An 18,511-nucleotide genomic window follows, 5' to 3' on the forward strand; every position below is an offset into this window, starting at 1 on the left:
TATGCTGCAAAGAACTTCATCCGTTGACAGAATCAATATTGACACCATCGCCTTTTCTTCTGTATTTGAAATTGGGGACTCCTGTTTTATTAAAGGATTCTCCAGAGCAATTGCCGATCAGCGTGAAGCTGAATATTTCAACGCAAAGGAAGGGAATTTTTCAGTCTATCCCGTATTCAGTGAACCCATTCCTTTAATCCCAATTGAAGAAGACATAACCATGCAGACAACACAGCTCAATCCGATCATTAGGGTTCAAAACATTGATATTATCGGGGTTTCCTCATCATCTGTCGTTCATATCGGCAACAGCGGAAATATTTCAATGGAAGCCCGGGTCAAGCATATCCGTCAGGTTTATCCCAAAACGGCGCTTCTTAAGGATGAAAATTTTTCATAAAGGATGTTTTACATGCCAGCTATAATCGGACCGGTACAAATCATCAATGTCGGCGGGGGATTGTGCAATTTGGGGACTCCCTTTATATCTCTCCAAAAAGCAATTCAAAATCAACGACCGGACAGGGTGCCGCAAATACGGGCGGCTTAGTCATTACAAACAATGGCCTGAGTGCCAGCAATGTACTGGATACCAGTCTGGTTGATCAGCCAAATGTCGGCAATAACTAATCCATTATCAGAAATTCAGGACGATAGCACATTTGTTATCGTCCTTTTGATTTCCTGTCATTGGACTTTTTGGCTTTCGTTAACTTGGTTGAAGGCTGCTTCCTGATCCATTTCAAATATTTTCGGATTTTATCATCCTGCTGCAATAACTCTATTGAATTCAGCCTTACAGCTAGCTCTGCATTCGTATATAAAGCGTGAATCTGCTTATGGCAGGGTATGCATAATTTCGCGGTGGGCAGGAAGGTGCCTCCCATTTCTTTCGGCGTTAAATGATGGACTGTTATATCAATATCCTCCCGCAGGCATAATTCGCAGGTTCCCGCCTCTATTTGCCTTTTTCCCATTGCAAGCCTCCTTTATATTTAAATTACCCTTTATATTGGGGCGGCAGTAAATTTATATTCTCGTTTTTGCGCGCGGTGATGTTTCCTTTGCGCGCGGGAATTCACTGGTTGTGCGCGGCTTTTCGGCTATTACGCGCAATACCATTCCTAGTAACGCACAAAAAACCGGCAAGTTCTCTTGCCGGCTTTCCCTATAACTTAAGTGTATGAGCCCCGTCAAAGAAGAATAGGTATCTTTCATTGACTTCTCTCTTTAATATTTGTTCCAATGCTCTGGTGTACATATCAATTTGAACTTTGTACCTGTTTTCGAGAACGGGTTTGGCTTCAGCAAAGCCTCCCTTAAACCGGCCGCTGATTCCATCCGTTTTATAATCCAGAAGCACCAGGCCCTGCTCATCTTCAATTACACAGTCCACAATCCCCTGGATGAGAACCGTTTCATCTTCTCCCTTCCAATCTGAATAGATTTCCCGGGCTGGAAAAGATAGACTGAATGGGATTTCTCTTCGTACCGATTTAGCCTGAACGATTCTTTGTCCCAGTTTGGTTTCGAAAAACTGTACAATCAGCTGTGGTTCAATGCTGGCATGCTGCTCTTCTGTCAGCAATTCGTTTTGAAGCATCTCTGCCATTTTGGAAGATATTGTTTCCACAGTTGCAGGCCTGCTGAAATCAATATGCTGCATGACAGCATGCATAGCAGTACCCCGTTCAGCTGGAGAAAGAGATTTTTCTTGCATGAATCGAGGCCTGCCAAGCAGGGGTTTATTGATTTTACGGATTAATTCAGTTCCGCTGTCTTCTTCAGAAAAAATCTCCCGCTGCCGCTTCACTTCCGAAACGGATTGTTTAGATCTAGCTTGAGCAGCCTGCTTAAAGGAATATTTCCAGGAAAGCTGTTCCTCAACTTTATCCTTATAAGCCGATTCAGCCGGAACAGGTTTTCCTTCATAAACCAATTGCAGCAAATCCGTTTCGCCCTCATTGGCTTCTTCTGAAAGAACTGCAGCTTCTTCGCTTTTGATTATGGTTATATTCCAGCAGGAAGGGTGTTCAAGTATTTCTGCAGGAACGAGAGGATGAACCGGCCCTTCTCCTCTCAATGCCTCACAATCTCTATGTCTGACAAGCGATGGACCAATCCAGTCCAGGTAACTGTTTGCAGAAGCCCTGTCATACTCATTCAGGAGCCACTCTTTATGCTCCGATGCCTGCAGCCACTGATTTAATTTTTTATCTGCACTTTTGACGGACGATACCAGGAAAAGCTTTTCCTTCGCCCTTGTTAAAGCAACATATAGGACCCGCATTTCTTCAGCAAGCATTTCCATTTTCTTTTTTCGTTTAAAAGCAATCTGCGGCAAAGAGGGGTAAGAAATTCTCTTCTCGGCATTTACATATTTTGCAGCGAATCCAAATTCCTTATCAAGCAAGTATGGCTTTTTCAGATCCATCGTATTAAAATTGCGGGCAAGCCCTGCAATGAAAACGAAAGGAAATTCCAGCCCTTTGCTGCTGTGGATCGTCATAAGACGGACAACATCTTCCTGCTCACCCAAAGCACGGGCAGCGCCAAGATCATCGCCTCTGTCCCGCATTCGTTCAATAAACCTTAAGAAGCGGAATAATCCTCTGAATGATGTTGCTTCATACTGTCTTGCTCTATCGTACAATGCGCGAAGGTTTGCCTGCCTCTGCTTTCCGCCCGGCATGCCGCCGACGAAATCATAAAATCTGGTTTCTCTATACAGATGCCAAATCAGTTCGGAAAGCGAACCCTGGCGGGCCATCACACGCCAATCTTTAAGCTGGTCAAAAAACGGCCGCACTTTCTCATATAATTCTTCTGTTTCCAGGGTTGGGTCATTCCGGCAAAAAGAAGTCAATGCTTCATAGAAAGACCCTCTTTTATTATGGATTCTGATTTGTGCAAGCTCTTCTTCTGTCAGCCCCAAAATAGGAGATCTTAGAACTGATGCCAGCGGAATATCCTGATACGGATTATCAATCACTTTTAGAAGTGACATCATAATCGCTACTTCCGTTGCTTCAAAATAGCCGCTGGAGAGATTGGCATAAACAGGGATTCCCTGCTGTTTGAACTCCTCCATTATTTGCGGAGCCCATGTCATGGAACGAAGCAGGATGACAATATCCCTGTACTTGGCAGGCCGCCCGGATTCGGTCTTTGTGTTGTAAACTTCTTTCCGATTCCCAATGATTTCTTTTATTTTCGACGCCATAAATCTGGCTTCGAGCTGTGACTGGGCTAACTCTTCGCTGTCAAAACCCTCATCCATTGATTCAGGCTCAGGTTCGTTTTTTTCATTTCCTTCAAGATCAATAATGGCTATTTCCACAGGGTGTTCCTGACTCTCTGAATAAGGTGCTCCTTTAATAAGCTCAGCTGCCTGATCATACTCAATTTCACCAACAGATGTCCCCATAATTTGCTTAAAAATATAGTTGGTCCCGTGGAGGACTTCTTTACGGCTTCTGAAATTTCGCGCCAGATCAATTCTAAGGCCTGTCTCTTCTCCGTCCCGTCCGAACCGGGTGTACTTACTCAAAAACAGATTAGGCTCTGCAAGGCGGAAACGGTAGATCGACTGCTTTACATCGCCTACCATGAAAAGATTCCCGTTTTCTTCTGAATCTGCTGTTACCAGCTGCAAAATAGCTTCCTGCACCATGTTGGTATCCTGATACTCATCAACCAGGACTTCTTTGAACTGATTTCTGCAGGCAAGAGCTGCTTCTGATGGCAATAGCCTTCCCTCTTCATCTGATGATGAAAGAATTTCAAGGCAATAATGCTCAAGATCGGCAAAGTCAACCAGCCCTTTTTCAGTTTTAACCTGGTCAAAGCGAATTGAGAATTCTTTAACTAACGAAACAAGCGATTCTATATGGGGCTTCATTTCCGCCATGTCACGCATGAAGCTTTCCTGTTTGCGGAAAAACAGTTCTTCCTGCAGGCCGGTTATGATTTTCTTGGCCTGGTCCCTGAGTTTCTTTGCCTTTTCAACCAGCCCTTCATCATAATCATTGCCTTTACACGTTTTGGCTCTGCCAAAAGACCATGATTGCATCGCTTCATATAGCATCGGCCACGAATCGTTTTTCGCTTCGATTAGAGTATTGACAACGTGCAGATCTGCGATAAAGTTTTCTGCTCTCGGAGCCGGTCCTCCAGGAAGCTTGGTCAGCTCCAGCCCATATTCCAGCAGCTGCCTGGCCCCTTTCAGCTGAAGATCTATATCCTCCAAAAGGGAACGGACAAATGGAAGCTTTTCAAGACTTTCAACACCGTCCACGTTATACATCTCAACAATTGAATCAAGATATTGATCAGGTGAAGGGTTGGAGCGGGCAAAATCGTATAAGTCCCTTATTATATCCTGAAGGGCAGTGTCACTTCTGTCATTTGTAAAAGTATCCACAAGTGCAAAGAATGCTTCGTTTCCCTCTTTACCGTATTCCTCTTCAAAAAGCTCCTCGAGTACTTCATCCCTTAAGAGCTGTGCTTCTGTTTCATCAGCGATTCGAAATCCGGGATCAATATCGGTCATGTAGTAATATTTACGGATCATCTCTAAGCAAAATGAATGCAAAGTCGAGATGGATGCCCTGTTTAATAAGCTTACCTGCTTTCTGAGGTGAGCAGACTTCGGATCGGCATTAATCGCTTTTTCAAGCGCCTCGCCGATTCTGTGCCTCATTTCGGCAGCTGAGGCATTTGTGAAGGTCACAACAAGGAGTTCATCGACATTAATAAGATCTTCATCAGCGATAATCTTATTGATAATCCTTTCAACCAAAACAGCCGTTTTCCCTGAACCGGCTGCAGCAGCCACCAGAATATCCTGTCCCTTGGCCATAATTGCTTTCCACTGGTCATCAGTCCAGGTTGCATCTTCCGGCTTAGGCGGTATGGCCATTTTCATCGCCCTCCACCTCCTTCTTGATGATTTCAATCATGTCTTCTTTTGGCTTAGGCACAAATAACCTGTAATCATTGGTTTCGAGCGATTCGTCAAATTGGCATACAGATTTATAGGCACAAAATGTACATGGTGTTTTTTCCTTCATTTTATATGGGGCAATTTTAACATCGCCCTCTGTAATCATATTGCCAGTATTCCTATACATCTTTCTTACGTAGCGGCGCAAATAATCAAACTCCTGCTTGCTTGCCACTTTTGATCGCTTTGAAAGTGTCCCGTCTTTTTTAAATCCGGCTGAGATAATGGATGAATCGCCTGTCTCAATTGTCTGGTCCATTAACCTGATGACATTTTCATCTCCCAGCAGCAGGCCATTCATTTTAAATTTCTTATAGAGTTCCTGCTCGATATCCTCTAATGTCAGCATTTTTGAAGTGCTGACGATTGGATTATGGACATGGAAATAAAGGACTCCTGCCGGATCGGCTTCAGTCCCGATCAAAGAATTGGAATGGGCAATAATGATGTCCAGATACGTGAGCATCTGCAGAGCAATCCCATAATATACCTCACTGACATTCAAATCCTTGGAGCTGGATTTATAGTCAATTACCCGTAAAAATGTCCCGTTTGTATCCTGAGCCTTGTCTACTCTGTCAATTCTTCCGACAAGCTCCATTTTAGTCCCATTTTTAAGAGGAAAAACAAGCGAAGGGAGTTCTCCTTTTGGTCCAAACCCCAATTCCAGCCCCACTGGCGAGAATCCGCTTGATTTGGCATGCTCACTGATAACATAGGAAGCCCTGCTGATGATTTGCTCAAGCTTTCTCTTAATATAGTGATGTCTGTTCGAGCTTAAAAGAATTTCATTTTGCAGTTTAGGAGCAAGCATTTCAACTGCTTCTTTTGCAAGGATTTCACACTGTTCCCTTGTCATATCTGTCCATGAAAGCTTCTGGGTCATAACTGTTTCTGCGATAAATTTTAAAGCTGCATGGAATAAATCCCCGATATCCGGAGCTTCTAAGCGGTATACCTGTCTTTCCCGCAGCCTTAGTCCATGCTGTGCAAAATGGGAAAATGGACAGCTATGGAATAATTCCATCCTGGAAACACTCGCCTGAATATGATCACCATACAATTCTTTACTGATGTCTGCGCCAAGCTGAAGTGTCCGGTTTTCATAATTCAGGCTGGAAAGAACCTTTAATGCCGGCCTTCTCCAATGCTCATTGTTAAGATAGCAGTTATAAACATCCCACCACAGGTCATAAATTGGATAGCTGCGTTTTTTCAGCTGAAGCTGTGAAGTCAAATACGAAAGTGCAGTATTTAGATTATCCGCATATTCCAGCTGCTCCGTTTCCGGCAGTTCTGCCGGATCCGACATGAAGGAATGCTGCCTGCAATCAGGGAATAAATCTCCCAATCTCTTAATATAAGGAGAAGGCATAAGTGCTTTACCTTCTTCATTTGCCAGCGGGTAACTGATAAAAAGTTTTTCTGATGGAGTAACAAACGCTTTATAGGCTATAAATTCTTCATCAAGAAGTCGTGTACGGCTTCCTGGCGCCAGTTTCATTCCGTTTGTGTTCAGAATTTCTCTGTCATCATCCGCCAGCACACCGTCCTCTGAGAATTTGGCAGGTATTACTCCTTCATTCAGACCAATGACAAAGGCAGCTTTAATATCAGTTAGCCTTGACCTTTCCAAATCGGCCGCCATGACCTGATCGATGGCAGGCGGAACAAGTGTAAATCGAAGCGACTCCAGACCGGCATCCAGAACGGAAGCAAAGCGCTTTAGCGTCACTTCTTCTTCACCAAGCATTTCTACATACTGATCGAGAAGCTCCATAATGGCATTCCATGCTTGTCCATGCTCCCTTGATTTAACAAGGTTCCCTTTTTCCTCTTCAGCTGATTTCCACTTTTCAATCTTCACAGGCACATCCAATTCTTCCAGGTATAAAAATAAAGCTTCACAATATCCGCGGCCATCAGCAGCTTTTTTTAAGCGCCTGTGCAGCCTTAATATTGGGCCTGTAATCATTTCGCGCAAATCACTTAACTCATCTTCTATTCTCTTCTCGGAATCTGTCTGGGCAACCGCTTCAAACTCCAGCCCCCTGATTCTCCTGTATATCCATCTTTTCTTCTTCGTCCATTTGTCTCCTTGAATTCCATAGGCAAGAACATAGTTCTCAAGTCTGTCCATTTGCTCACGAAGCTTGCCGGCGTTTAATTTGGACGGAAAAATCAGTTCCGTTTTTACTGCTCTGAAGATCGGTTCATACCGCCAATTCCCATTGATGATTTCAAGAGTTGACCTAATTAACTCCACAAGCGGATGATTCAGCATAGTTCTTTTTTGGTCAATAAAAAATGGGATTTCATAGTCATGGAACACTGTTTCAATCATGTCATGATAATCCTGTCCGTTTCTTGCAAGTACTGCAATATCACGATAGCGATAGCCATCTGTGCGAACAAGCTTATTTATTTTTCTGGCAACGCCCTCGATTTCAGCCCTCCTGTTGACAGCCTGTCCGATGTGAATGTCTGCTTCCCCCAGAAATGCCTCAGCAGGCCTGCTGTCAAAATGTGCCTCAAGGTGCCTAAGAGAAGGGCTGCACCACCTTTTTTGCTCAGTAATGACCATTTCTTCAATACCCAATCTGTTGCGGGAAGCCATTTCTTTGATTGTCTGATAGTTTTCTCCGGCCATTCTGAATAAATGAAGTTCTTCAGTTGCACTATGTTTAAACTGCTTGTCAAGTGTCAGTGTAATAGTGACGTTTTTACACTGCTTCATCAGCTGTTCAACAATCGAATATTCCTGTGATGTAAAGCTGTAAAAGCCATCTATATAAACCTCGGCATTTTTTAGATACTCTGAATGGGAGGCCTTTTCAGCAAGAAGGCGGAAGTAGTCTTCTGAATCAGTATATTTGCCTGCAAGGGATTCTTCAAAATTTTTATAGATTAACTCAAGGTCATGAAGCTTGTCCTGAAGTGCCTTGTTCGATTTTCCTGTTCCTGAGAGCTGCTGCTGCCTTTCAGCCAGTTCATCGGGTGCTACACAATAACGTTTGAATTCAGTCATCATTTGTTCAATTTGCTGAATAAAACCATTTTTATCGGCAGCCCTCTGAAAAAGCTTCAGCTCATCCTTTTTATCTTCGATGATCTTGCGGATAAGCATGCTGATGCCAACACTGTTAAGATGATATCTGCTCATGCCTCCTGTTTCCTGAAGAATTCTCCAGGCAAGGCGCGTGAAAGAATATACCTGGCTGCGTATCATTCCGCCAAGGCCGGGCGTGGTAATTAATTTATATTCTGAAAGGAACGTCATTTGTTCCGGAACTAAATAAATGATTGGATCTCCATCCGGGTTAAGCCGCAGTTCATCGCGGATTTCATTTAGGCAGTATTCCGTTTTGCCGCTTCCGGACCGGCCTATCAATAAACGTACGGTCATATTTTTCCTCCTTAAAAAAACTCTCACTCTATCATTATTTTATCATATAAGCTGTTCAATTTTTCGAATGGGGTTCTTCAAAATTGTGGAAATGACAACTTACCTATACGAGGTTTTGTGCATAAAGTATATCGGCAGGTGATAAGGATGATTTCAAAACAGATCCTGATTGCAACTTCAGTCATTTTGACAGTTACAGGAGTTTTTGTGGCCAGCAATATTTATACACTAATCCCTATTTACGGGGATATTGCTGACTCTTTTCAGGTAAATGAAAATTATATTGTTGGCGGTGGAAGCCTGTTTGCATTTTTTTATGCAGCCGGCCTGCTATTCTTTGGCCCTGCTTCCGATACCTTTGGCAGGCGCAGAATTATTATTACAGGTTTGTTTGCTTCTGCTTTGTCCACTTGTGCTGTAGGGCTTTCTCCTAATGTAGAGGCTCTCTATATAACCAGGTCGATTCAGGGGCTGACTCTTGGGAGCTTTGCTCCTGTTGCCTTCGCTTATACCTTTGATCTTTTCAGGCCGAGGGGCCGCACCCTGCTGCTTGTTTTTATCAATACAGGATTCCTTGTCGCCGGCATTCTTGGACAGCTGATCAGTTCGACAATTACTTTTTATTTTAAATGGAACTATGCTTTTTATTTCTTTGCGTTTTGCTATTTTATTCTTTTCCTTGTATCGTATAAAATACTTCCAGGCACTTCTCCTCCTTCCAAATCAGGGGTTTCCGTTATTTCTATTATGAAAAAACTATTAATGAAGGGAAGCCTGCTCCAAAGCTATGCTATTACCTTTACTTTGCTGTTTGCCTTTGTAGCTTTTTACGATGCAATAGGAAGGAATTTCGAGGGAACCATGGAGGAGCTGTTCACATTAAGAGCTGTGGGACTAATCGGGGCGCTGCTGTCTCTCTTTACGGGAAAATTAATTGAGCGGATTGGTGCCCATTCGACATTAAAGCTTGGTTTACTTTTAGGGATTTTCAGCATTATTAATATGTTTTTCTTCAGCAGCACTATTGCCTTAATGGCAATTTCCATTATGTTTGTGGCTTCCATATCCCTTCTTGTTCCCACTGTTATCACACTGATTGGCATGATTGCAGGGGCTGACCGTGCAAAAGCGCTTTCTCTCTATTCTTTTTTCTATTAACCGGAGCAAGCCTTGCCCCGCCGGCAGTTATGATTCTTGAATATTATTATGTACTGTATCTGCTTCTTGCCTTTTTCCTGACGAATATCATTCTTAGCTATTACTTGTCAAAAGAATTTACTTTTGTCAGTCAGCCAGAATAAATCTTATAAAGCGCGGAATTATTCCGCGCTTCTTCACTCTTTCCACTCCTTTCTCAGGAGCCCGTATAGATACATATCATGCCGTTTTCCATCGCGCTCAAGAAACTCTCTATAGCAGCCTTCTCTCTGGAATCCAAGACTTTCATAAAGAGTTTTTGCTCTAGTATTATAGGAAAATACAGAAAGCTGAAGCCTATACAGATTCAGCTCCATAAAAGCATAGCGAATCAGGCATTGCATGGCTTCCTTTCCATACCCTTTACCCCATTCGGCTTCATCTGCAATGGCAATGGTGATCCAGCTTGTTCTGTGTGGCCATAGAATGCCGTTTAGCTCCGCATATCCTATCAGTTCATTTGCTTCTTTTAACCTAAGCGAAAATCTGAAGGTGTTTTGCGGACATTCATCAAGCCATTTCTTAATTTCCATTTCCTGTTTGGGTTTTACCGGCAGAGCATCCAGGTTTCGCATGATTTTTTCGTCTGCATGCCACTGGATTATCTTTTTAATATCATCCTCAATAAACGATCCCAGAATGATCCTCTTTCCAGACAATATCGTACTGCTTATCACTTTCTTCACCTCCGGAAAAATCAATTCTGCAGGATGGGATCCGCTTATTGGATAAATAAAGAGCCCCGAAGGAACTCTTTATTCGTACGTTTCCACAAATATTGTGGCTCCCATCCCGCCTCCGACACATAGAGAAGCTATTCCTTTATGGCCGCCTCTTCTCTTTAATTCATGAACGAGACCCACAACAAGGCGCGCACCGGTACATCCAATAGGGTGTCCCAGACTGATTCCGCTTCCATTTACATTTACTTTGTCCCGGTTTAAGCCTAACTCTTTCTCAACCGCCAAATATTGGGCTGCAAAAGCCTCATTTATCTCAATCAAGTCTGCATCATCAAGCGACCAGCTTACATTAGCAAGACCTTTTTGTACTGCCGGCACAGGCCCTATTCCCATTACTTTTGGATCTACTCCTGCCACGGAGAAGCCAGCAATCTTTGCCAGAGGCTTCAGTCCCTTGTCCAGAGCCAGATCTTCCGGCATCAGGACAAGTGCTGCTCCGCCGTCATTCAGGCTTGATGCATTTCCTGCTGTAACAGAGCCACCCTTTCTGAAGACAGGGCTCAAGCTTCGCAGCTTTTCGGCTGTTAAATCTGCCCGCGGGTTTTCATCTTTTGTAACGGTTACTTCTCCTTTCCTGCTTTTCACAGTAATTGGAACGATCTGCGAATCAAAGTAACCGTTTTCAATTGCATGCAAGGCTCTCCTGTGGCTGAGCAAGGCTGCTTCATCTTGTTCTTCTCTTGTAATGGCATGCATTTCTGCCAGGTTTTCTGCCGTTTCCCCCATCATAATATGATGGATTGGATCTTCGAGAATTTCCCATACGGTATCGGTTACCTGCCCATGCTGCATGCGGGCGCCCCAGCGATGCTGTTTTAATACATAAGGGCTGGAGCTCATGGCTTCAACTCCTCCAGCAATCACGATATCTGACATCCCTGACTGAATCTGCAGTGCTGCAGACATAATTGCCTGCATACCGGATGCACACTGCCTCTGGACTGTGAACCCTGTTGTTGTATCGTCAAAGCCTGCAAGCAAAGCTGCTGTTCTTGCTGTATTCGGTTCATCTGTACGCTGAATGCAGTGTCCCAATATCACTTCATCCACCTCATTGCTCTGCAGGCCGCTTCTCCCGGCAGCTTCTTTTAATACAGGCACAATCAAATCCGTCGGCAGCAGATCCTTAAACGCTCCTCCAAACGTGCCAACCGGTGTTCTGACTGCTGATGTTATGACAACATTTCTCATCTTTTCCACCTCATTAATCTTCTGATTATCGAGCACAGGCTCGAAGTCAGTTCATTACATCATGATGCCGCCATCTACATGAAGGACCGTGCCATTCACATAATCCGACTCATCGGAAGCCAGAAACAGGTATGCATTCGCAATATCTTCCGGTTTTCCAAGTCTGCCCAGGGGAACCATGCCCTGCATTTGGCCAATAACCTTTTCCGGTACTTTTGCTGTCATACCGGTTGAGATGAATCCTGGGGCAACGGCATTTACGTTGATTCCTTTTCTGCCGAGTTCTTTTGCCCATGTTTTGGTCATCCCCAATACACCCGCTTTGGCTGCCGCATAGTTTGTCTGTCCGACATTCCCATAGACTCCCGATACAGAGGACGTATTGATTATTTTTCCGCTTCCCTGTTCCAGCATGAATGGAAGGACTGCTTGTGTACAATGAAAGACACCTGTCAGATTCACGTCCATAACCGCCTGAAAATCATCTGCAGCAAGCTTTGCCAGCATCCCGTCCCTCGTAATTCCTGCATTATTGATCAGGATGTCAATTTTTCCAAATGCCGCTTTTACAGCTTCCGCCATACTGTCTATGCTTTGCCTGTCCGAGACATTAACCTGAAAAAACTCAACCTGAAGACCTTTTTCCTTCAGCTCTTGTGCCCTGGTAATTCCCATGTCTGCATCATAATCAGCCATAGCTACCACCGCTCCTTCACCTGCAAACTTTTCGGCAGCAGCCAGACCAATTCCATTCGCCGCACCTGTAATAATGGCGACTTTATCCTTCAGCCTCATCAATTGCACCTCCGTGATATATTTAAATATTCCGACATTGGATTCTGGAACAGATCCTTTGCGTTTACTCAGGCTATTATTCGACAAAGCCTGCAGTTTCTCCTTTGTCCCCTGCAATATAATCTCATGGTTAAAAAGCTTTCCCGGTCTTCCAGGGAACTGATGGTAATTTTTTGAATCGGTTTAGCCGCTGTAAAAAAAGGCTAAGAAATATAAAACAAAAGACAGCAAAATTGAAAGGAGCATTTATCATGAAAGTTGTTTATGGCTTGATGGCTCAAAACGGAGATGCCCAGGAGCTGTTATGGGATTTGGGATTTTGGGAAAGTGAAGAAACGGCAAAGGAATATTTAAATGCCGAAATGGCCAATACACGCGGAGTTACCGTAGAACCCATTACAATTAATGACGCTATCCCAATTCCCCCAGAAGAAATGGAAGAAGAAAAAATGGTTGCCTGCTCCCTTTGCGGAATTGAATACAATCGTGAAGATGTCAATATGACTGATTATGATGAAGACGTATGTGTAAACTGTGAACCTGAATATAGGAATAATCCTAATTTGCATGTTATCTGAGATGTCTTGCCTGCAAATTAGAAAAGCGCAAGAGCCTTGCCCACCCCCGACACCTCGAGGGGAGGCGCTGCGAAAGCTAGACAGTAAAATAAAAGGGACTCGAATAATTAGTATTATCGAGTCCCTTTTTTCACAAGATAAGTTAGTTTAGAATGACGCATCCATTTCATCAAGCGGCCAATAGCGCAGGTTTACTTTTCCTACAACCTGGCCGGCTGAAATAAATCCAAAATGTCTGCTGTCCCAGCTTCCGAGGCGATTATCTCCCATAACAAATAGTTTTCCCTCTGGAACCGTTTCAGTGCCCGTCATCTCCAGGAGTGTAAAATCACCTGTCAGTTTGCCGCCCAATGTTTCTTTCCGGTATTTCTCCAAGTATGGCTCATCCACTTTTTTACTATTTATAAATAGTTCATCATTGCGGTATTCGATTTCATCCCCTGGCATCCCTATAATTCTTTTTACAAAATCCTCTTCATCATTATGATGAAAAACAATTACGTCAAAGCGCTCTAAGTCGCTGACCTGGTAACCGATTTTATTCACAATCAGTTTATTTCCATCCTGAAGAGTGGGCATCATGGATTCACCTTCCACAACATAATTGGAGAAGAAAAAAGTCCGTATAAAAGCAAAGATAATGATGCCAATTGCAAAAGCCTTCAGCCATTCCGCTCCTTCTTTTCTCAATCCTTCCTTCACATTTCATCTCCCCCAATGCTTATGCATTCATTGCTTTTTATTCCCGCGATCTTTTTCTACGCTCATATTCATCTTTATTTCAATGATTTTGCCGACATACCAAAGAATGAAAATGACCAATGCAACAATGGCTGTCCGAATTGGCTGTGTTACTAATGATTTGATATCATATCCGACAAAGCTTATTGTAAAAATCATCACTATTTTGCCACTCAGGACTGCCAGCATATATTGAGCCATGCTGATATTCGAAAGCCCTGCGACAATATTTACGACTGCCGAAGGAGTAAACGGAAAACAGAGCAGGATGAACAATGGTCCAAACCCATGCTTTTCCACCCATTTCATAAGCCTCTGTACCTGCTTATGCTTCTTCAAAAAACGGAGTATTCGTTTCTGGCCATATTTCCTGACCAGCAGGAAAACGAGCAGCGCTCCTGCGACCGCGCCGAGCCAGGAGTATAAGAAACCCAGCCAGAGACCAAATGCACTCGCATTTGCCATAACAAACAAAACCAGGGGCAGAAAAGGCAAAAATGCTTCTAGCATTGGAAGCAGAATACCGGGGAGCGGTCCAAATGAACGATATTCCCGAATTAAATCCATTATATTATCCAATGTTAACCAATCTTTGAACAGTTCAAAATCCATTTAATATCTCCTTGTCCAATATGCAGCAAAGTCCTATTCGTTCGATTATCATTAAAGGGAAGTTTCCCCTAGTTTTACCACTTACCCTTTTATTGTACACCTAATCCGCCAAAAACTGTGTTTCTACCTTTTTATTTCGAAAGAAACTCATGGATAGCCGCTTTGTTTGCCTCTTTATCAATGCCTAAAACAGCAGCACCATTAATTCTCTGGTTTTCAAATGTTCCATCAACAGGAACACGAAGAGTCTCTACATTCCTGTTATCCTTAGATAAGAAATCTTTCCCGATATAAAGAATATCTCCCGTATCCATATTAGTATTTACAAATGGAGTTACTACCCCGATTAGTTTCGGAAGCTTTGTAATGGTCTGAAGGCTTGTAAACTGGCTTGCTACTTCTTTCATTACCTTCTGCTGGCGTTCTACTCTTCCAAAATCCCCTACGGCATCCTGCCTAAACCTGACATACCCAAGGAGATGCTCTCCATCAAGGCGCTGCAGACCCGGTTCCAGAGTAACACCGATATTGGCAGACATTCTTTTTTCTACATCAATTTCTACCCCTCTTGGAAAAGCTTCATCAATTAAATGAACAAAGCCTTCGAAATCAACAATTGAGTAATATTTAATATCTATATCAAAGTTTTCCTTAATCGTTTGCCTTAATAACTCAGGACCACCATAAGCAAGAGCTGAATTTATTCTGTTTTGCCCATGGCCCGGTATGTCCACGTACATATCTCTCATAAAAGAAATAAGTTTATATGTTCCCTTTTCAGGATGATATTGGGCAACCATGATGGTATCTGCCCTTGATTTCTCTTTTCCCCTTGCGTCACTTCCAAGGATCAGAATATTCGTTCCTCCATATTTATCTTTTTCACCGTTAAATTCAAACTCTTCTGTCTGTATATTTGCCTCTCCCTCTGTCTGGGAAACACCTTGCTTGAACTGAAAATACGAATAGCCAAGGGTTCCTGCAATCAAGAGAAACAGAATCAGGAGGACGGACTTCCATTTTTTTCTTTTTCTTCTTTTCATGTCTATCTGATCTCATAAGAATAAGTCCTTTCTTTGCAGTTAAATTATCATTCTGCCGCGGGTATGAAAATACCTTCACCTATATTCGACTTCGGTTTCCATAAAAAAGTTTCGATATCACTGCTGGTATATCCTGTATACCCTTATACTTTGCAGATGAATGGGTTTCGTTGCAACTTATTTTAAATAGTTTCTTTACCCTATATGAAAACTGATTTCATTGATATATCGGCGATTTTGATGTTACTTTACAGCTCTATTAGAAAAAGCTCCTTGCCCACCCCCGAAAAGCACAAGTCGAGCCTCACAGAAAGGCGTCCTTTGCCTTTTGGGAGGATTGCCCGAAATGTAGAGGCGACTGCCCAGGGACGACAGGCATAAGACGGTTCCTGTAAGAAGGCGTCCTTCCTTCTGGAAGGAAACGGCTTATGACCCCGAGTCCCTAGGAGCCGAAACAAGACAAGCTTGTGACCTCGAGGGGGTAGGCTGCTTGCGCTAGACAGCTCTCGAAGTACAAAGGTATAAATTTTGATATTATCAAAAAACCGCAAACCCAAAGGCCTGCGGTAACTTTTTTATAGATATTCATTAAACCAGCCGGCAATGTAATTCAGGCGGCTGATTCTTAAATTCGGTTTTCCGCTTCTGGAAAGCTCATGGTTGGCTTCAGGGAACCGCACAAATTTTGCTGTTTTCTTCCGATGCTTTAAGGCTATGAATAATTGCTCTGCCTGCTCAATTGGACAGCGATAATCCTTTTCGCTGTGCAAAATCAGCAGAGGTGTATTCATATCATTCACATAAGCAAGCGGGGAATGTTTCCAAAGCTTTTCTATATCATTCAAATCACTCTTGATTTGCCAATCAGTAAAATAGTAGCCGATATCACTTACTCCATAAAAGCTGATCCAGTTGGAGATGGATCGCTGAGTGACTGCCGCCTTAAATCGGCTGGTGTGTCCAATAATCCAGTTGGTCATAAACCCGCCATAGCTTCCTCCCGTTACGCCAAGCCGGTCTTTATCGATAAAATCGAAGTTTTCCAGCGCATAATCGACTGCATCCATAATATCTTCATAATCCTTGCCCCCGTAATCTCCTCTTACAGCATCTACAAAATGCTGGCCATATCCATGGCTTCCCCGTGGATTGATAAATAAGACCGCATAGCCTTTTGCTGCGAGACATTGAAATTCGTGAAAATATGAATTGGCATACATGGCATGAGGGCCGCCATGGATTTCGAGCACAAGCGGTACTTTTTCGCCCTCTTTCAGATGGGCTGGTTTCATGATCCAGCCATGCAGATCCCAATCATCTGAAGATTTAAACTGAATTGGCTCCGCATCTGCCAACTCTACACCTTTCAGGAACTCTTCATTCACATTTGTCAGCTGTTTTAATTCCCCTGTTGGGACATCAAGCAAAAATAAATCCCCTGGATATGACGGCTTGCTAATGGCTACAACAGCTTTATTGACGCTTCCTCCTGTTGTCAATCCATATACATGCTGCTGATCCAGCAGCGCAGGATATAATTCCCCATCTAAAGAGCCATAATAAACAACTGTATTACCATGGTCAGTTGCCAGGAAATAAAAGCTTCTGCTGTCCTCTGCCCAAAGAATTCCCGGTGTTACTGTACCCTGCTGGAAATCCCCGATGGCATAATCACCAGCCAATATATCTGATTCTGCAGTAAGGCACTGCAGATTTCCAAATTCGAGATTATACACCCAGACCTTTGTATGCGTAGCATTTTCGTATTCCCTTTCATGCCCGAACAATCCTATGTATTTTCCATCCGGCGACCATGTGGCGCTTCCAAAATAACCTTTTCCATTTGTAATCCTTTTCATGTCTTTTGTTTCAAGATGGATAATATAGACATCGCTTAGAAAAGAGAAATCTTTGTCTTCACTTAAATCTGCCGTAACAGCAATCCATTTTCCATCTGGTGACCAGTCTTGCAATTGGTAGTCATGTTCTCCGGATGTCAGCTGCTCCATTCCGCCAGTTTCAATATCTATTAATGCAACCTGGCTGTACCTTCCGCTCCAAAAACCCTGGGCGTCTGATTTGTGCTTCATTTTTTCAATTTCAAGAGGAAGGGGCCTGTCTGTCTGTTTTTCCTGATTTTCCTTTGTTTCTGCATCTTCTCCAGGCTTTACTGAAAGATTGAAAACAATCTTCTTCCCATCAGGTGACCAAACAGGCTTTGAAGCGCCATTTGCACAGTGTGTCAGCTGTTTGGCTTCTCCTCCTGCTTTGCTCATCACATAAATCTGTGATTTTCCGTCTCTGTCGGATACAAATGCGATTGACTCCCCATCAGGAGACCAGCGGGGCGAATGATTACGATGTTTGCCGTAAGTCCATTGAACCGGCATATTGCCTTTAATGGTATTTAAGTAAAAAATATTTGAACTATATGTATTTTCCTCATCAAGCATTCTGGTCTCAACAAAAGCTAAGTCATTTCCATTCAAGGATAGCTGCGGATCAGCTACTGATTTTAACTGATAAAGGTCTTCCGGTTTAATTGTATTTTTTTGCGTCATTTATTCCATCCTTTCTAACTGTGCTGTCCTCTTTATTTCGACATCAGAAATAAAATCCCTTCTCAATACGCTGCCGGCTGAAACTCTTTTTAATTATTGGAAATGATGAAGAATAACAGCGTTTCGACAAATATAGGCTCTTGCAAGAAAAAACATTCCTTTGTAAAATTAAATGAGAACACTTGTTCTGTAACACTAACAGGATACTATTGATTAAGGGAGCAGAAAAAACATGACCAGAATTCCTGAGGAAGACCGTAATATCATGGAACAGGCTATTTATTTGCCAATGGTGCTAACCATTTTAAATCGCGACTCCATCGTCATTAATAAAAGCCCGTTTAAACTAAAACAGCCTTATCTTGATTTGGTTGAAGAAACAATGAAGGTCATTCAAAGTGAACTCTCTGAGGTAAAACGCTATATGAATAAACACCAGCTTAAGGTACAGGAAATAAAGAGAGATGAGGCATTTACTATGTTCATGTTCCTTTACAAAGGATATGAGGAGCATCATAATTACTTTAACCCCCGCATCCGCAATAAAGTCCAGGAGCTGATGACATATTATCTTATTAAAAAACCTATGCCCAGGCCAGGAAAAAATCTGAAGGCAAATTAATATTTGGAATAAGAAAA

The 18,511-nt window shown here is 42.9% G+C and carries 14 protein-coding genes and 1 pseudogene; 5 read left to right on the forward strand and 10 right to left on the reverse strand.

What is annotated here, in order from left to right:
* The first annotated feature begins 1 nt into the window (after position 1).
* Both M5V91_RS14405 and M5V91_RS14410 read left to right on the forward strand, forming a co-directional pair.
* Complete coding sequence (locus tag M5V91_RS14405; protein ID WP_009331286.1) at positions 2-400, forward strand: spore germination protein GerPE; 399 nt, start codon at positions 2-4, stop codon at positions 398-400.
* 12 nt (positions 401-412) lie between these two features.
* Positions 413-630: pseudogene (locus M5V91_RS14410) on the forward strand (spore germination protein).
* Between the two features lie 35 nt (positions 631-665).
* Here M5V91_RS14410 and hlpB read toward each other — a convergent pair.
* From hlpB to addB, 3 genes are all read right to left on the reverse strand, one after another.
* Positions 666-977 carry an HNH nuclease-like protein HlpB gene (gene hlpB, locus M5V91_RS14415; protein WP_009331289.1) on the reverse strand — a complete coding sequence of 104 codons (312 nt, stop codon included), beginning with the start codon at positions 975-977 and terminating at the stop codon, positions 666-668.
* A 191-nt stretch (positions 978-1,168) separates the two neighbouring features.
* Positions 1,169-4,927 carry a helicase-exonuclease AddAB subunit AddA gene (gene addA, locus M5V91_RS14420; protein ID WP_251174420.1) on the reverse strand — a complete coding sequence of 1,253 codons (3,759 nt, stop codon included), beginning with the start codon at positions 4,925-4,927 and terminating at the stop codon, positions 1,169-1,171.
* Positions 4,905-8,411, reverse strand: a complete 3,507-nt coding sequence (gene addB, locus M5V91_RS14425; RefSeq protein WP_251174421.1) for a helicase-exonuclease AddAB subunit AddB — start codon at positions 8,409-8,411, stop codon at positions 4,905-4,907. Before addB ends, addA begins: the two co-directional genes overlap by 23 nt.
* A gap of 147 nt (positions 8,412-8,558) precedes the next feature.
* Between addB and M5V91_RS14430 the strand changes: the two genes are divergently transcribed.
* Entirely contained in the window at positions 8,559-9,569 is a 1,011-nt protein-coding gene (locus M5V91_RS14430) for an MFS transporter (RefSeq protein ID WP_284521279.1), read from the forward strand.
* 176 nt (positions 9,570-9,745) lie between these two features.
* Here the strand turns inward: M5V91_RS14430 and M5V91_RS14435 are convergent, their stop codons facing one another.
* The 3 genes from M5V91_RS14435 to fabG form a co-directional block, all read right to left on the reverse strand.
* Positions 9,746-10,285 carry a GNAT family N-acetyltransferase gene (locus M5V91_RS14435; protein WP_071157656.1) on the reverse strand — a complete coding sequence of 180 codons (540 nt, stop codon included), beginning with the start codon at positions 10,283-10,285 and terminating at the stop codon, positions 9,746-9,748.
* A gap of 78 nt (positions 10,286-10,363) precedes the next feature.
* Positions 10,364-11,542, reverse strand: coding sequence for a thiolase family protein (locus M5V91_RS14440; RefSeq protein WP_019381450.1), 1,179 nt, complete (start codon positions 11,540-11,542; stop codon positions 10,364-10,366).
* Positions 11,543-11,596: 54 nt separating this feature from the next.
* Positions 11,597-12,337, reverse strand: a complete 741-nt coding sequence (fabG, locus tag M5V91_RS14445) for a 3-oxoacyl-ACP reductase FabG (protein ID WP_019381449.1) — start codon at positions 12,335-12,337, stop codon at positions 11,597-11,599.
* 251 nt (positions 12,338-12,588) lie between these two features.
* On the opposite strand from fabG, the gene M5V91_RS14450 reads away from it, so the two are divergent.
* The gene (locus tag M5V91_RS14450) at positions 12,589-12,915 is read left to right on the forward strand and encodes a hypothetical protein (protein ID WP_009331304.1); all 327 of its coding nucleotides are present in this window, start codon (positions 12,589-12,591) and stop codon (positions 12,913-12,915) included.
* 147 nt (positions 12,916-13,062) lie between these two features.
* Here the strand turns inward: M5V91_RS14450 and lepB are convergent, their stop codons facing one another.
* The 4 genes from lepB to M5V91_RS14470 all read right to left on the reverse strand — a co-directional run bounded on the left by lepB (position 13,063) and on the right by M5V91_RS14470 (position 17,872).
* Positions 13,063-13,617: a signal peptidase I gene (gene lepB / locus M5V91_RS14455; RefSeq protein WP_192908339.1), complete on the reverse strand. Its 555-nt coding sequence runs from the start codon at positions 13,615-13,617 to the stop codon at positions 13,063-13,065.
* 27 nt (positions 13,618-13,644) lie between these two features.
* The gene (locus tag M5V91_RS14460; protein WP_251174422.1) at positions 13,645-14,268 is read right to left on the reverse strand and encodes a TVP38/TMEM64 family protein; all 624 of its coding nucleotides are present in this window, start codon (positions 14,266-14,268) and stop codon (positions 13,645-13,647) included.
* A 131-nt stretch (positions 14,269-14,399) separates the two neighbouring features.
* Positions 14,400-15,311 carry an LCP family protein gene (locus tag M5V91_RS14465; RefSeq protein ID WP_284521280.1) on the reverse strand — a complete coding sequence of 304 codons (912 nt, stop codon included), beginning with the start codon at positions 15,309-15,311 and terminating at the stop codon, positions 14,400-14,402.
* A gap of 575 nt (positions 15,312-15,886) precedes the next feature.
* Complete coding sequence (locus tag M5V91_RS14470; RefSeq protein ID WP_192908337.1) at positions 15,887-17,872, reverse strand: S9 family peptidase; 1,986 nt, start codon at positions 17,870-17,872, stop codon at positions 15,887-15,889.
* 232 nt (positions 17,873-18,104) lie between these two features.
* Between M5V91_RS14470 and M5V91_RS14475 the strand changes: the two genes are divergently transcribed.
* The gene (locus M5V91_RS14475; protein ID WP_009331313.1) at positions 18,105-18,494 is read left to right on the forward strand and encodes a YhjD family protein; all 390 of its coding nucleotides are present in this window, start codon (positions 18,105-18,107) and stop codon (positions 18,492-18,494) included.
* Positions 18,495-18,511: the final 17 nt, after the last annotated feature.

Origin of the sequence: Cytobacillus pseudoceanisediminis (assembly GCF_023516215.1) — a bacterium.
Lineage (GTDB): Bacteria > Bacillota > Bacilli > Bacillales > Cytobacillaceae > Cytobacillus > Cytobacillus pseudoceanisediminis.

What these genes read in the sequence shown, in the direction of transcription:
- M5V91_RS14405 (WP_009331286.1), top strand. Translation starts at nt 2, where the DNA reads ATGCTGCAAAGAACTTCATCCGTTGACAGAATCAATATTGACACCATC.
- hlpB (WP_009331289.1), bottom strand. Translation starts at nt 977, where the DNA reads ATGGGAAAAAGGCAAATAGAGGCGGGAACCTGCGAATTATGCCTGCGG.
- addA (WP_251174420.1), bottom strand. Translation starts at nt 4,927, where the DNA reads ATGAAAATGGCCATACCGCCTAAGCCGGAAGATGCAACCTGGACTGAT.
- addB (WP_251174421.1), bottom strand. Translation starts at nt 8,411, where the DNA reads ATGACCGTACGTTTATTGATAGGCCGGTCCGGAAGCGGCAAAACGGAA.
- M5V91_RS14430 (WP_284521279.1), top strand. Translation starts at nt 8,559, where the DNA reads ATGATTTCAAAACAGATCCTGATTGCAACTTCAGTCATTTTGACAGTT.
- M5V91_RS14440 (WP_019381450.1), bottom strand. Translation starts at nt 11,542, where the DNA reads ATGAGAAATGTTGTCATAACATCAGCAGTCAGAACACCGGTTGGCACG.
- fabG (WP_019381449.1), bottom strand. Translation starts at nt 12,337, where the DNA reads ATGAGGCTGAAGGATAAAGTCGCCATTATTACAGGTGCGGCGAATGGA.
- M5V91_RS14450 (WP_009331304.1), top strand. Translation starts at nt 12,589, where the DNA reads ATGAAAGTTGTTTATGGCTTGATGGCTCAAAACGGAGATGCCCAGGAG.
- M5V91_RS14460 (WP_251174422.1), bottom strand. Translation starts at nt 14,268, where the DNA reads ATGGATTTTGAACTGTTCAAAGATTGGTTAACATTGGATAATATAATG.
- M5V91_RS14465 (WP_284521280.1), bottom strand. Translation starts at nt 15,311, where the DNA reads ATGAAAAGAAGAAAAAGAAAAAAATGGAAGTCCGTCCTCCTGATTCTG.
- M5V91_RS14470 (WP_192908337.1), bottom strand. Translation starts at nt 17,872, where the DNA reads ATGACGCAAAAAAATACAATTAAACCGGAAGACCTTTATCAGTTAAAA.
- M5V91_RS14475 (WP_009331313.1), top strand. Translation starts at nt 18,105, where the DNA reads ATGACCAGAATTCCTGAGGAAGACCGTAATATCATGGAACAGGCTATT.